This is a genomic window from Algiphilus sp. (assembly GCF_023145115.1).
Lineage (GTDB): Bacteria > Pseudomonadota > Gammaproteobacteria > Nevskiales > Nevskiaceae > Algiphilus.
In genome coordinates this window covers 141,115-154,068 of sequence record NZ_JAGLEJ010000010.1, presented here as the reverse complement: position 1 = coordinate 154,068, position 12,954 = coordinate 141,115, and the positions used below count along the sequence as shown (strand labels likewise).

12 protein-coding genes are annotated in these 12,954 nt (G+C 69.6%); 7 read left to right on the top strand and 5 right to left on the bottom strand.

The genetic code is table 11. From position 1 onward, the window contains the following. Positions 1-2: 2 nt before the first annotated feature. From murA to hisD, 3 genes are read left to right on the top strand one after another with little or no spacing between them, the layout of a single operon-like run. Positions 3-1,283, top strand: a complete 1,281-nt coding sequence (murA, locus tag KAH28_RS03400) for a UDP-N-acetylglucosamine 1-carboxyvinyltransferase (protein WP_290574406.1) — start codon at positions 3-5, stop codon at positions 1,281-1,283. After that, complete coding sequence (hisG, locus tag KAH28_RS03395; RefSeq protein ID WP_290574405.1) at positions 1,280-1,936, top strand: ATP phosphoribosyltransferase; 657 nt, start codon at positions 1,280-1,282, stop codon at positions 1,934-1,936. The genes murA and hisG overlap by 4 nt, the downstream gene beginning before the upstream one ends. An 11-nt stretch (positions 1,937-1,947) precedes the next feature. Beyond that, a complete protein-coding gene (gene hisD, locus KAH28_RS03390; protein ID WP_366918116.1) occupies positions 1,948-3,237 on the top strand; it encodes a histidinol dehydrogenase in 1,290 nt (429 codons plus the stop codon). 30 nt (positions 3,238-3,267) lie between these two features. Here hisD and KAH28_RS03385 read toward each other — a convergent pair whose 3' ends face one another. The 3 genes from KAH28_RS03385 to KAH28_RS03375 all read right to left on the bottom strand — a co-directional run bounded on the left by KAH28_RS03385 (position 3,268) and on the right by KAH28_RS03375 (position 4,881). Beyond that, entirely contained in the window at positions 3,268-3,648 is a 381-nt protein-coding gene (locus tag KAH28_RS03385; protein ID WP_290574403.1) for a type II toxin-antitoxin system VapC family toxin, read from the bottom strand. Next, on the bottom strand, positions 3,638-3,892 hold the full coding sequence (locus KAH28_RS03380; protein WP_290574402.1) for a hypothetical protein: 255 nt from the start codon (positions 3,890-3,892) through the stop codon (positions 3,638-3,640). The genes KAH28_RS03385 and KAH28_RS03380 overlap by 11 nt, the downstream gene beginning before the upstream one ends. A 98-nt stretch (positions 3,893-3,990) precedes the next feature. Further along, the gene (locus KAH28_RS03375; protein WP_290574401.1) at positions 3,991-4,881 is read right to left on the bottom strand and encodes a LysR family transcriptional regulator; all 891 of its coding nucleotides are present in this window, start codon (positions 4,879-4,881) and stop codon (positions 3,991-3,993) included. 105 nt (positions 4,882-4,986) lie between these two features. Between KAH28_RS03375 and aceE the strand changes: the two genes are divergently transcribed. Together aceE and aceF are read left to right on the top strand one after the other, a co-directional pair. Next, positions 4,987-7,647, top strand: coding sequence for a pyruvate dehydrogenase (acetyl-transferring), homodimeric type (gene aceE, locus KAH28_RS03370; protein ID WP_290574400.1), 2,661 nt, complete (start codon positions 4,987-4,989; stop codon positions 7,645-7,647). Then, entirely contained in the window at positions 7,647-9,320 is a 1,674-nt protein-coding gene (gene aceF, locus KAH28_RS03365; RefSeq protein WP_290574399.1) for a dihydrolipoyllysine-residue acetyltransferase, read from the top strand. Before aceE ends, aceF begins: the two co-directional genes overlap by 1 nt. Here aceF and KAH28_RS03360 read toward each other — a convergent pair whose 3' ends face one another. Both KAH28_RS03360 and KAH28_RS03355 read right to left on the bottom strand, forming a co-directional pair. Next, positions 9,321-9,749: a PIN domain-containing protein gene (locus KAH28_RS03360; RefSeq protein WP_290574398.1), complete on the bottom strand. Its 429-nt coding sequence runs from the start codon at positions 9,747-9,749 to the stop codon at positions 9,321-9,323. It lies immediately after the preceding gene. Further along, entirely contained in the window at positions 9,739-9,960 is a 222-nt protein-coding gene (locus KAH28_RS03355) for a hypothetical protein (protein WP_290574397.1), read from the bottom strand. Before KAH28_RS03355 ends, KAH28_RS03360 begins: the two co-directional genes overlap by 11 nt. A gap of 317 nt (positions 9,961-10,277) precedes the next feature. Here KAH28_RS03355 and KAH28_RS03350 point away from each other — a divergent pair, with 317 nt between their 5' ends. Both KAH28_RS03350 and mgtE read left to right on the top strand, forming a co-directional pair. Continuing rightward, positions 10,278-11,363, top strand: coding sequence for a hypothetical protein (locus KAH28_RS03350; RefSeq protein ID WP_290574396.1), 1,086 nt, complete (start codon positions 10,278-10,280; stop codon positions 11,361-11,363). Positions 11,364-11,577: 214 nt separating this feature from the next. Continuing rightward, positions 11,578-12,924 (top strand): magnesium transporter, encoded by a 1,347-nt coding sequence (mgtE, locus tag KAH28_RS03345; RefSeq protein ID WP_290574395.1) that lies wholly within the window; start codon positions 11,578-11,580, stop codon positions 12,922-12,924. Positions 12,925-12,954: the final 30 nt, after the last annotated feature.

Sequence of the window (12,954 nt, the reverse complement as noted above, 5' to 3'; positions counted from 1 at the left end):
GCATGGACAAGCTGCTCATCGAGGGCGGGGCACGTCTGTCCGGCGAGATCACCGCGTCCGGTGCCAAGAACGCGGCGCTGCCCATCCTCTGCTGCGCGCTGCTGTCGGGCGAGCCGCTGCGGCTGACCAATCTGCCGCAGCTGCAGGACGTGCGCACCACCCAGCGCCTGCTGCGCGAGCTCGGCGCGCAGGTCGACGCCGACCCCGATGCCGCGACGGCGACGGTGTGCGCGTCGACGCTGACCACGCACACCGCGCCCTACGAGCTGGTCAAGACCATGCGCGCGTCGATCCTGGTGCTCGGTCCGCTGCTGGCGCGCTCGGGCGAGGCGCGGGTATCGCTGCCGGGCGGCTGCGCCATCGGCGCGCGACCGGTGGACATCCACCTGGAGGGCCTGCGCGCGATGGGCGCCGAGGTCACCGTCGAAGGCGGCTTCATCCATGCGCGCGCGTTGCGCCTGTGCGGCACGCGCTTCGTCATGGACACGGTGACCGTCACCGGCACCGAGAACCTGATGATGGCCGCCACGCTGGCCGAGGGCACCACGGTGCTGGAGAACGCCGCGCGCGAGCCCGAGGTCGCCGATCTGGCCCGGTGTCTGAACGCGATGGGTGCGCGCATCAGCGGCGCCGGTACCGCCACCGTGACCGTCGAGGGTGTGCCGGCGCTGCACGGCGCCGAGCACCGCGTGCTGCCGGACCGCATCGAGATCGGCACCTTCCTGGTGGCGGCGGCGATGACGCGCGGCAGCATCACCATCCACGCCACCGGCAACGGTCTGCTCGACGCGGTGCTGCGCAAGCTGGAGCGTGCCGGTGCCCGCATCACCTGCGGCGATGACCACATCGCGCTCGACATGGACGGGGCGCGGCCGAAGTCGGTGGATATCCACACTGCGCCGTTCCCGGGCTTCCCGACCGACATGCAGGCACAGTTCATGGCGATGGACGCGGTGGCCGACGGCGTCGGCACCATCGTCGAGAACGTGTTCGAGAACCGTTACATGCACGCGCTGGAACTGCAGCGACTGGGTGCCGACATCCGCGTGGAAGGCAATACCGCCATCGTGCGCGGCCGCGAGCAGCTGCAGGGTGCGCCGGTGATGGCGACCGATCTCCGCGCCTCGGCCGGCCTGGTGCTGGCCGGACTGGTGGCCGACCGGCACACGCTGATCGACCGTATCTACCATCTCGATCGCGGCTACGAGCGCCTGGAAGAGAAGTTCCGCGATCTCGGCGCGCATGTGCAGCGCGTCACCCGGATTCCGCAGGAGGCGGCATGAGCAACCCGTCCGGCATCACGCTGGCCCTGTCCAAGGGCCGCATTCTCGAGGAAAGTCAGCCGCTGCTCGACCAACTCGATCTGCGGCCGCGCGACGGCCTCGACGACCGTCTGCTGCGCCTGCCGGCGCGGGCCGACGGTGTCGATCTGCTGGTCATCCGCGCCGCCGACGTGCCACCCTACGTCGAGCACGGCGCCGCCGACATCGGCATCGTCGGCAAGGACGTGCTGATGGAGCACGGCGGCAACGGGCTGTTCGAGCCGCTGGATCTGCAGATCGCCGCCTGCCGGCTGGTGGTCGCGGGCCTGCCCGGCCAGGACCTCGACGCGCTGCGCCGCCGGCCGCGAATCGCCACCAAGTACCCGGCGATCGCGCGCCAGCACTTCGGGCGCAGTGGCCGCCAGGTCGAGATCATCAAGCTCTACGGCTCGATGGAGCTGGCGCCGCTGGTGGGCCTGGCCGATGCCATCGTCGATCTGGTCGCCACCGGCAGCACCCTGCGCGCCAACGGGCTGGTCGAGTACGAGACCATCGTGCCGGTGACCTCGCGGCTGGTGGTCAACAAGGCCGCCATGAAGACCAAGCACGCCGCCGTCACGCACTGGATCGCGCGTTTCCGCGAGCTGGTCGCGGAAGCCGGAGCCGCGGCGTGAGCGAGCGACCCATGCAGTGGCTCGACGCCGGAGCCGAGGGCTTCGACGCCGCGCTGTCGCGGCTGCTCGACCGGCTGCCCGAGCGCGACGAGGAAGTACGCGGCATCGTCGCCGGCATCGTCGGCGAGGTGCGCGCGCGCGGCGATGCCGCGGTCGTGGACTACACCCGCAGGCTCGACCGCATGCCCTGCGACGACGGGCGCGTGCCGGAAGTCACCGCCGCCGAGCTGCAGGCCGCGCTCGACCGGCTCGACCCGGCGCTGCGCACCGCGCTGGAAACCGCGCGCGACCGCATCTTCGACCACGCCGAGCAGCAGTCGCTGCGCGGATTCGAATACGCCGACGCCGACGGCAACCGGCTGGGTGTGCGCATCACCGCCATCGACCGGGCCGGCATCTACGTGCCGGGCGGGCGCGCGGCCTATCCCAGCTCGGTGCTGATGAACGCGGTGCCGGCGCGCGCCGCCGGCGTCGGCGAGATCGTCATGTGCGTGCCGACGCCGGACGGTCTGCGCAACGACACCGTGCTGGCGGCGGCCGCGCTGGCGGGCGTCGACCGCGTGTTCGCCATCGGCGGTGCGCAGGCGGTGGCGGCCATGGCCTACGGCACCGATACCGTGCCGGCGGTGGACAAGATCGTCGGCCCCGGCAACGCCTACGTGGCCGAGGCCAAGCGCCAGGTCTTCGGGCGCGTCGGCATCGACTCGGTGGCCGGGCCCAGCGAGGTGTGCATCATCACCGACGGCAGCGCGCCGGTGGAGTGGGTCATCCAGGACCTGTTCGCGCAGGCCGAGCACGACGAGGAGGCGCAGTCCATCCTGGTGTGCCCGGACGCCGACTATCTCGCGCGCGTCGAGCGGGCACTGCCCGATGCCATCGCCGCCACCCCGCGCGGCGCCATCGTGCGCACGGCGCTGGCCGACCGCGGCGCACTGATCAAGGTGCGCGATCTGGCGCAGGCCGTGGACGTGGCCAATGTCATCGCTCCCGAGCACCTCGAACTTGCGGTGGCGGATCCGGACGCGCTCATGCCCGCCGTGCGCCACGCCGGCGCCATCTTCGTGGGCGTGCATTCGCCGGAGGCGCTGGGCGACTACTGCGCCGGTCCCAACCACGTGCTGCCCACCTCGCGCGCGGCGCGCTACGCCAGCCCGCTGGGTACCTACGAGTTCCAGAAGCGCAGCAGCATCATCGCCTGCTCCGAACCCGGCGCCGCGAAGCTCGCGCCGGTGGCGGCGGCCATCGCCGATGCCGAGGGCCTCGCCGCCCACGCCGCCAGCGCGCGGTTGCGGCAGGGCTGAGCGCGGATCCCGGCCAGGGGGCGGCCGTGGTCAGGAGGGCCGGAACCGCGTCATCTGCAGGTCCTGAATCGGTTTGTAGTGCTTGGCGTTGCCGGTGAGCAGGACCTCGTTCGCTTCCACGGCGGTGGCCGCGATCAGGGCGTCGGCCACGCCGATGGCGCTGGCCAGCGCGTACTCCTCGATGTAGATGGAGGCGCGGTGGCCGGTGTTGCCCGACAGCGGCACGGTGGTGAAGCCGAAGTCGTTGAGGAAGGAACGGATGTGGTGGGTCTCCCGCTTGTCCCGGGCACCCTGCAACAGCTCCATGTAGGTCACGATCGAGATGCTGCGCCGGTCGGCCGCATCGATCGCTCTGGCAGCCTTGGGGTTGCCCCGCAGGAACCAGATCAGGACGTCGGTATCAAAGAGCATCGTAGCGGCGGCGGCGTAGCTTCCGGACGTGCTCGTCAACGGGGAGGCGCCCGTCCTGGTCGCTCCAGATCCCGAACGCCGCGTGCTGCGAAGCTGCGGCGGAACGGCCTTCGGCATGCGCGTCGATCGGTTCCATGATGGCCGCCGGCTTGCCTCTGTAGAGCAGAGTGATGCGCTCCTTCCGCTTCAGGGCCCTGATGATCTCCGCGGACTTCTTGCGCAGGTCGACGAAGGAGGCTTCCATGAGCGCGCCTCACAATATGCACACTTATACTGTACATTCATGAAGCGTTCGGTGCAATGCTGCCGGGCTCCGGAGCGCCTCTCATGCCCAGCCTTCGTTCAGCCCTTCTCCAGCTCGCGCGCCAGCGCGATCATGTTGGCGGTGGCCGCAGATGCGTCGTCGCGGCGGTGGATGAGGTCCATGCGCGCGCGCGGCGCGTCGCCGGCGATGGGGCGGTAGGTGACCCCCTCGGAATGGATCTGCTGCATCGAGGCCGGCACCAGCGACACGCCGAGGCCGGCGGCCACCAGGTTGACGATCGAGGTCACCTGCGAGGTCTCCTGCGCCACCTTGGGGCTGAAGCCGTTGCGCCGGCAGGCGCTGATGATCTCGTCGTAGAGCCCGGCACCGACGATGCGCGGGAACAGCACGAAGGCCTCCCCGGCGAGCGCCCACAGCGACAGGCTCTGGAAGTGCGCCAGCGCGTGACCCAGCGGCAGCGCCACCAGCATGTCCTCGTCGAACAGCGCCTCGGAGACCAGCTCGGCGGTCTCGCCCAGCAGCGGCCGCACGAAGGCGATGTCGCTCTCCTCCTTGAGCACCGCCTCGGCCAGCACCGGCGTGCTGTTCTCCTCCAGTGACAGGTGGATCTCCGGATAGCGGCGGCCGAACTCGCGGATGGTGCGCGGGACGAAGGGGTGGAATGGGGCCGAGTTGATCATGCCGATGCGCAGGCGTCCGACGTCCCCGCGCGCCACGCGCTGGGCGCGTTCCACCGCCGCATCGGCCGCGGCCACGATGTGGCGGGCGTCCTCGAAGAAGGAGTTGCCGGCTTCGGTCAGTTCCACGCCGCGCGGCAGTCGCCGGAACAGGGGCGTGCCGAGCTCGTTTTCCAGCGCGCGGATCTGCTGCGACAGCGGCGGCTGGCCGATGCCCAGCCGCTCGGCGGCGCGCGTGAAGTGGCGGGCCTCGGCGACCGCGAGAAAGTAGCGCAGGTGCCGCAATTCCATATCGAAAACATATGAGAAGTGATCCAATCATATATTGGACATATCGCAAGGGCTGCGTCTAGAGTGCTGCGCATCGGCCGGACGGTTACGGCCAGAGGAGACAATGTGACCCAGTTCAAGGACAGCGACGCGATCGAGACCGGCGAGTGGATCGAGTCGCTCGATTCGGTTCTGCAGCGCGAGGGCCCCGAGCGCGCCCACTTCCTGCTCGAGACGCTGATCGAGCGCGCGCGGCGTTCGGGTGCCTTCATCCCGTTCTCGCCCAACACCGCCTACATCAACACCATTCCGCCCGACGCCGAGGCGCGCTCCGAAGGCGATCACGCGCTGGAGTGGAAGATCCGCTCGCTGATCCGCTGGAACGCCATCGCGATGGTGGTGAACTCCAACCGCGAGCACGCCGGCGTCGGTGGTCACATCGCCAGCTTCGCGTCGGCCGCCACCATCTACGACGTCGGCTTCAACCACTTCTTCAAGGGGCCGGACCACCCCGATGGCGCCGACCTGCTCTACATCCAGGGCCACGTCACGCCCGGCATCTACGCGCGCGCCTTCCTGGAAGGGCGGCTGACCGAGGAGCAGATCTTCAACTTCCGCTACGAGTCCGAGGGCAAGGGCGTGTCGTCCTACCCGCACCCGTGGCTGATGCCGGACTTCTGGCAGTTCCCGACCGTATCCATGGGCCTGGGACCGATCACCTCGATCTACCAGGCGCGCTTCATGAAGTACCTGGAGAACCGCGGTCTGGCGACCACCAACGGCCGCAAGGTGTGGTGCTTCTGCGGCGACGGCGAGATGGACGAGCCCGAATCGCTCGGCGCCATCGACATCGCCGCGCGCGAGAAGCTGGACAACCTGGTCTTCGTGGTCAACTGCAACCTGCAGCGGCTTGACGGCCCGGTGCGCGGCAACGGCAAGATCATCCAGGAGCTGGAGGGCGTCTTCCGCGGCGCCGGCTGGAACGTCATCAAGGTGATCTGGGGCTCGGCCTGGGACGCGCTGCTGGCGCGCGATGCCAGCGGCAAGCTGCTGGAGCTGATGAACGAGACCGTCGACGGCGAGTACCAGTCCTTCAAGGCGCGCGGCGGCAAGTTCACGCGCGAGCACTTCTTCGGCAAGTATCCGGAGACCGCGAAGCTGGTCGAAGCCATGTCGGACGAGGACATCGCCCGCCTCAACCGCGGCGGTCACGACCCGCACAAGCTGTTCGCGGCCTATCACCGCGCCGTCAACCATGCCGACGGCCGGCCCACCGTCATCCTCGCCAAGACCGTCAAGGGCTACGGCATGGGCGAGGCCGGCGAGGGCCAGAACATCACCCATCAGCAGAAGAAGATGGGAGAGGAGGCGCTCAAGGCCTTCCGCGACCGCTTCCAGATCCCGATCAGCGACGAGCAGATCAAGGACACGCCCTTCTATCACCCGGGCGAGGATTCCGAGGAGATCAAGTACCTCAAGGCGCGGCGCGAGGCGCTCGGCGGCTATCTGCCCCAGCGTCAGGTCACCGCGCCGGCGCTGGAGATTCCGCCGCTGAGCGCCTTCCAGCGCCAGCTCGACGGCAGCGGTGAGCGCGAGGTCTCCACCACCATGGCCTTCGTGCAGTTCCTGCAGGCGCTGATCCGCGACAAGAAGGTCGGCGATCGCGTGGTGCCGATCATTCCGGACGAGGCGCGCACCTTCGGCATGGAGGGCATGTTCCGCAGCCTCGGCATTTACTCGGTGGTCGGCCAGAAGTACCGTCCCGAGGACGCCGACTCGCTGGCCTTCTACAAGGAGGACGTCAAGGGCCAGATCCTCGAGGAGGGCATCACCGAGGCCGGCTCGATCTCGTCGTGGCTGGCGGCGGCCACCAGCTACGCCAATCACGGCGTGCCCATGCTGCCGTTCTACATCTTCTACTCGATGTTCGGCTTCCAGCGCGTCGGCGATCTGTGCTGGGCGGCCGGTGACGCGCGTGCACGCGGCTTCCTGCTCGGCGCGACCGCCGGCCGCACCACGCTCAACGGCGAGGGTCTGCAGCACGAGGACGGTCACAGCCACGTGCTCTTCGGCGTGGTGCCCAACTGCCGCAGCTACGACCCCGCCTACGCCTACGAGCTCGCCGTCATCATGCGCCACGGCCTGCAGGAGATGTATGGCGAGGGGCGCGACGTCTACTACTACCTGACGCTCTACAACGAGAACTACGCCCACCCGCCCATGCCCGAGGGCGTCGAGGACGGCATCATCCGCGGCATCTATCGTCTCCGCGGACCGAAGAAGCCCTCCAGGCAGCACGTGCAGCTGCTCGGCAGCGGCACCATCCTGCGCGAGGTCGAGGCCGCCGCCGAGCTGCTCGCCGAGGAGTTCGGCGTCACCGCCGATGTCTGGAGCGTCACCAGCTTCACCGAGCTGGCGCGCGACGGCCAGGACACCGACCGCGACAATCTGCTGCACCCCAACCGCAAGCCGAAGCAGAGCTACATCCAGCAGGTGCTGGACAAGCATCCCGGGCCGGTGGTGGCGGCCACCGATCACGTGCGGGCCTACGTCGAGCAGATCCGGCCCTTCCTGGACCGCAATCTCTCGGCGCTGGGCACCGACGGCTATGGTCGCTCGGATACGCGCAACCGCCTGCGCGACTTCTTCGAGGTCGACCGGCGCTGGATCACCGTGCGCGCGCTCAAGGCGCTGGCGGACGAGGGCGTCATTCCCAAGACCAAGGTCGGCCAGGCCATGCGCATCTTCGGCATCAAGGCCGCCAAGGCCAATCCGAGGCTTTCCTGATGGCGGGCAAGACGATCGCGGTACCGGACATCGGCGGCTTCGAGGGCGTGCCGGTCATCGAGGTGCTGGTCGCCGCCGGCGACCGCGTCGAGGCCGAGCAGCCGCTGATCGTGCTGGAGTCCGACAAGTCCACGATGGAGATCCCGGCGCCCGAGGCCGGCACCATCGAGGCCCTGCAGTGCAAGGTCGGCGATACGGTCTCGGAGGGCAGTCCGATCTGCACGCTGGTGCCGGATGCCGGCGATGCCCCGGCACCGGCATCCGAGGCGCCGGCAGCCGAACCCGAGCCGGCCCCCCAGCCGGAGCCCGAGCCCGAGCCCGAAGCGGAGCCGGAGCCGGAGCCGGCGAGCGCATCGTCACCGGCGCCGGCGCAGTCGACCGAGACCGTGCGCGTGCCCGATATCGGCGACTTCACCGACGTGCCGGTGATCGAGGTGCTGATCGCCGACGGCGACACGGTCGAGGCGGACCAGCCCATCATCGTGCTGGAGTCCGACAAGTCGACCATGGAGGTGCCCGCACCGCAGGCCGGCACCGTCGGAAGCGTGGCCCTGAAGCAGGGCGACAAGGTCAGCCAGGGCGATGTCATCTGCGAGCTCACCGTGGCGGGTGCCGCGCAACCGGCGCCGGCGCCCGCGCAGGCCCCCGAACCGCAGCCGCAGTCCGAACCACAACCCGGACCGCAAGCGGCGCAGGATGAGGCACCCGCTGCGCAGACCGGTGACACCGGCAGCGCCGCCCAGGGCCCGCGCATGCAGCCGCAGTCCGACGGCCAGCTGATTCCGCACGCCAGCCCGGCCGTGCGCCGCTTCGCGCGCGAGCTCGGCGTCGATCTGGCGACCGTGACCGGCAGTGGCGCCAAGGGACGCATCGTGCGCGAGGACGTGCAGAAGCGCGTCAAGCAGGCGCTCTCGCAGGCGCCGCAGGCCACCGCGCCGGCGGGTGGGGGCGGTCTGCCGGCGCAGCCCGAGGTCGACTTCAGCCGCTTCGGCCCGGTCGAGGAGCACGAGCTGCCGCGCATCCGGCGCATCTCGGCGCAGAACCTGCACCGCAACTGGCTGCTGGTGCCGCACGTCACGCAGACCGACGACGCCGACATCACCGATCTGGAAGCCTTCCGCAAGGCCGAGAGCACGGCCGAGCGCAAGCTCACCCTGCTGCCCTTCGTCATCAAGGCGGTGGGCGCGGCACTGGCCGAGTTCCCGGATTTCAACAGCTCGCTGTCCGCCGACGGCCAGCGCCTGATCCGCAAGCAGTACTGCCATGTCGGCTTCGCGGCGGATACGCCCAACGGCCTCCTGGTGCCGGTGGTGCGCGACGTCTGGAGCAAGCCGGTCAGCGTGCTCGCGGCCGAGTGCGGTGCGCTGGCGGCGAAGGCGCGCGACGGCAAGCTCAAGCCCGACGAGATGCAGGGCGGCTGCTTCTCGATCTCCAGCCTGGGCGGCATCGGCGGCAGTCACTTCACGCCCATCGTCAACGCGCCCGAGGTCGCCATCCTCGGCGTATCGAAGGCCAGCATGCAGCCGGTGTGGGACGGCGAGCAGTTCCGGCCGCGCCTGATGTGCCCGCTATCGCTGTCCTACGACCACCGCGTCATCGACGGTGCGGCAGCCGCGCGCTTCATCGTGCACGTCAAGAACCTGCTCGAGGACATGCGCCGCATCGTGCTCTGATCAGTCCACGAGAAAGGGGTTGACGATGCGCAGCTGTTCGATCTGCTGGCCGTGCTGCAGATCCTCCGTGTACAGCGTGCGACAGCCAGCCTCCAGCGCGGCCGCGACGACGAGGCAGTCGTAGATCGCGAATCCATAGCGTTCATGCAGCGCAAGTCCGCGTTCGTAGAGCGCGACCGTCGCCGGGATGCGGTACATCGGGATCAGCACGTTGTGCATGTAGCTGCGCATGTCGGCCACCGAAATCGGGATCCGCGCTTTCCGCATGAATGTGCTCAGGCACTCCTGGATGATCTGGTAGCTGATGCAGCCGCTGTCCTCGGCAAGTGCCGAGGCGATGAGTCTGGAGGCGGTGTCGGATTTGTACGGTTCCGTCCTGTCCAGCTCGTAGACGAAGACGTTGGTATCCAGAAATGCGTCAGCGCTCATTGCGCTCTTCGCGGGTCAAACGCGTTCCGACCACGAGCTTGCCTCTGAGCGCCTTCGTCGTCTCCTCGTAGCGCCGCATGCGTTCCTCCCGCTGCGTGTAATTCTCCAGCCAGCGCCGGAACTCCTCGTTCAGCGTGGTGTTGCGCGTGCGTGCCTGGGCGCGGGCGGCTTCGATGAGATGCTCGTCGGCGCTGAAGGTGATATTGCGCATGTGGCGACCCATGTTCCTCGTGTACATAGTGTACACGATCCTCGTGTTCTGTCGAAGTTCCGAACGAGGCCGCGCAGGTCCGCGCAAAAGGCCGTGCGCGCTCGAAAGCCGGGTTGGGTGGGGGCGGGGAGGCGGCAACACGATGAAGCGCCATGCGGGTGGCGGCAGTGGTGCCGATCATCAGGCGCATTGGCTTCGGCTCGGTGCCGGGTCGTGCTCCAGGCGTGAGGGCCACTACAATCGCGGCCAGACCGGTTCACGACAGCGTCCGGTCCTTTCCTGGAACACGACGGCTCCGGCACAAGGAGGAGGGCGGCATGGGGGATTCTGCGCCGGTCGGCGGCGAGCAGCTTGACCGGGCCATCGCGGACGCGGTGGCCTCGCTGCACGCGCAGGTGCGCTTCGCCGGGCGGCTGGAGTACGGCTACAACCGGCGCGGCCGGCCCATGCAGCGCTACAACATCGCGCGCCACGCCGGCACGCTGTACGCGCTCGCCCAGCACTACGAGCGGGTGCCGGATGCGCGCGCGGCGGCGCTCTACAGCGAGGTGTCGCGCTACCTTGCCACTGCCTGCGTACGGCTGGTGCCCGGCACCGAGGACCAGTACGCACTCTGGGGCGACGTCGAGGGCAAGCCCGACGAGGCCAAGCTCGGTGCCGCCGGGCTGGCGCTGGCGGCATGGTGCGGCGCGCGCGACGACGCCCAGTGGCGCCCGCCCATCGATATCCTCAGCGGGGTGGGGGGCTTCATCGCCGCGATGCAGGCGCCGGACGGCCGCTTCGTCTCCAAGTACAGCGCCAAGGACGGCCCGCAGACCGGCTGGCAGTCGCTCTACTACCCGGGGGAAGCGGCGCTCGGACTGGTGCGGCTCTACGGCGTCGACGATGAACCCGAATGGCTCGACCGCGCCGAATCCGCGCTGCTGCATCTGGCCGATACACGCGCCCGCGACGACAGGCACGAACCCGATCACTGGGCGCTGCTCGCCACCGAGGCGCTGTGGCCCTACGCCATGGAGCGCGAGCGTCTGGTCGCGCACGCACTCGGGATCATCGACGCCATGCTGACCCACGTGCAGGGCTCCGGCGCGCTCACCGCCTGCGGGCGCCTGACGCCGACCGCGATCCGCCTGGAGGGCATCCTGGCGGTGCGCGATCTGCTGCCGCCGGGGCACCCCACCACCGCGGCGCTGGCCAGCATCGTGCCGCGCGCGGTGGCCTACCTGCTCGCGGGCCAGCTGCGCAGCGGTCGCCACGCCGGGGCCTTCCCCCGCGCCCCGGCCGGCAGCGGCGATCCGCGCGCGGCCGAGCTCCGGGTGGACTACACGCAGCACGCGCTGTCGGCTCTGCTGGCGTGGCGCGACGGCTGCACGCACCTGCCCGCGGGAGACGATGCGGCCTGATCCGCGATGCGGTTGACAAGACCCGGCGCGCGTCTATGATGCGCGCGTGCCGCGGCACCGGCCGCGGCGCACTCCCCTGATTCCTCACCGAGCGCATGGACGATCCGAGTCCCGGTTCCCGCTCCGTCAACCAGTCCGCGTAGCGAGGCGCGACAGGCGGCAGTGCCCGCGGGCACCGTCGTCCGGGCCGTCTCGGGACGCATCGAGGTGGCCCATGGAACGCGAAGAAGTGCTGTTCTCTCTCCGCGCCGCGATCAACGGCGACGACAGCATTTTCCCGCTCATCGTGCGCCAGACCCATCCGGCGGACGTGGCGGCCACGCTTGCCGAGCTCGAGCCGACCGATGTCCGGCGCCTGCTGACACAGGTTCCGTCCGATGCCCGCGCCGAGATCTTCGGCTACCTGCCGCCCGAGTTCCAGCTCGCCATCGTGCAGCTGATGGCGCGCCGGGAGCTGGTGGCGCTCTTCGTCGAGATGTCGGCCGACGAGCGTGCCGACCTCTACAACGCGCTGCCCGGCGAGGCGCAGGAAACCCTGCTGCCGGCGCTGGCCCAGGTCGAGCGCGAGGACATCCGCCGACTGGCGGCCTACGAGGAGGGCACGGTGGGCTCGGTGATGACCTCCGACTACGCCACCCTCACCCCCGAGCTGACCGCGCGTCAGGCGGTCGAGCAGCTGCGGCGCGTGGCGCCCGACAAGGAGACCATCTACCAGGCCTACGTGGTCGACGAGCTGCGCCACCTCATGGGCACCGTCTCGCTGCGCGATCTCATCGTCGCGCCGCCGCACGCGCGCGTCGAGCAGTTCATGAAGCGCGAGCCCATCCACTGCGACGCCGACGAGGCGCGCGACGAAGCCGCCAAGATGATCGCCAAGTACGACCTGATCGCGCTGCCGGTGACCGATCCCGACGCGCGGCTCATCGGCATCGTGACCTACGACGACGCCATGGACGTCGCCGAGGAAGCCGCCACTGCGGGCTTCCACAAGGCCGGCGGCTCGGCAGCGCTGGTCGGCAGCATCCGCGATGCCAGCATCACCAGCCTCTACCGCAGCCGCGTGTTCTGGCTGGTGGTGCTGGTCTTCGGCAACATCTTCTCGGGCGCTGGCATCGCCCACTTCGAGGACACCATCGCCGCCCACCTGGCGCTGCTGTTCTTCCTGCCGCTGCTCATCGCCAGCGCCGGAAACGCCGGCTCGCAGGCCTCCACGCTGATGGTGCGCGCCCTCGCCACCGGCGACGTCCAGATGCGCGACTGGGGCCGCATGCTGGGCCGCGAGTTTCTCGTCGCCAGCCTGCTCGGCGCCACCATGGCGGTGGCCATATCGGGCATCGGCGCCTGGCGCGGCGGACCCGACATCGCCGGCGTGGTGGCGCTGACCATGATCATCGTGGTCGTGGTCGGCAGTCTCATCGGCATGTCGCTGCCCTTCATGATGTCGCGCCTGAAAGTCGACCCGGCGACCGCCAGCGCGCCGCTGGTGGCGTCCATCGCCGACGTCACCGGGGTGGTGATCTATTTCTCGATCGCGGCGGCAGTGCTGGGGGCCGCGGGCTGAAGGCGCTCGCGGGTTCCCTGGCGCGGAATC

Bases quoted from the DNA above. Each gene is read 5' to 3' on its own strand.
- murA (WP_290574406.1), top strand. From the start codon at position 3: ATGGACAAGCTGCTCATCGAGGGCGGGGCACGTCTGTCCGGCGAGATC.
- hisG (WP_290574405.1), top strand. From the start codon at position 1,280: ATGAGCAACCCGTCCGGCATCACGCTGGCCCTGTCCAAGGGCCGCATT.
- hisD (WP_366918116.1), top strand. From the start codon at position 1,948: ATGCAGTGGCTCGACGCCGGAGCCGAGGGCTTCGACGCCGCGCTGTCG.
- KAH28_RS03385 (WP_290574403.1), bottom strand. From the start codon at position 3,648: ATGCTCTTTGATACCGACGTCCTGATCTGGTTCCTGCGGGGCAACCCC.
- KAH28_RS03380 (WP_290574402.1), bottom strand. From the start codon at position 3,892: ATGGAAGCCTCCTTCGTCGACCTGCGCAAGAAGTCCGCGGAGATCATC.
- KAH28_RS03375 (WP_290574401.1), bottom strand. From the start codon at position 4,881: ATGGAATTGCGGCACCTGCGCTACTTTCTCGCGGTCGCCGAGGCCCGC.
- aceF (WP_290574399.1), top strand. From the start codon at position 7,647: ATGGCGGGCAAGACGATCGCGGTACCGGACATCGGCGGCTTCGAGGGC.
- KAH28_RS03360 (WP_290574398.1), bottom strand. From the start codon at position 9,749: ATGAGCGCTGACGCATTTCTGGATACCAACGTCTTCGTCTACGAGCTG.
- KAH28_RS03355 (WP_290574397.1), bottom strand. From the start codon at position 9,960: ATGCGCAATATCACCTTCAGCGCCGACGAGCATCTCATCGAAGCCGCC.
- KAH28_RS03350 (WP_290574396.1), top strand. From the start codon at position 10,278: ATGGGGGATTCTGCGCCGGTCGGCGGCGAGCAGCTTGACCGGGCCATC.
- mgtE (WP_290574395.1), top strand. From the start codon at position 11,578: ATGGAACGCGAAGAAGTGCTGTTCTCTCTCCGCGCCGCGATCAACGGC.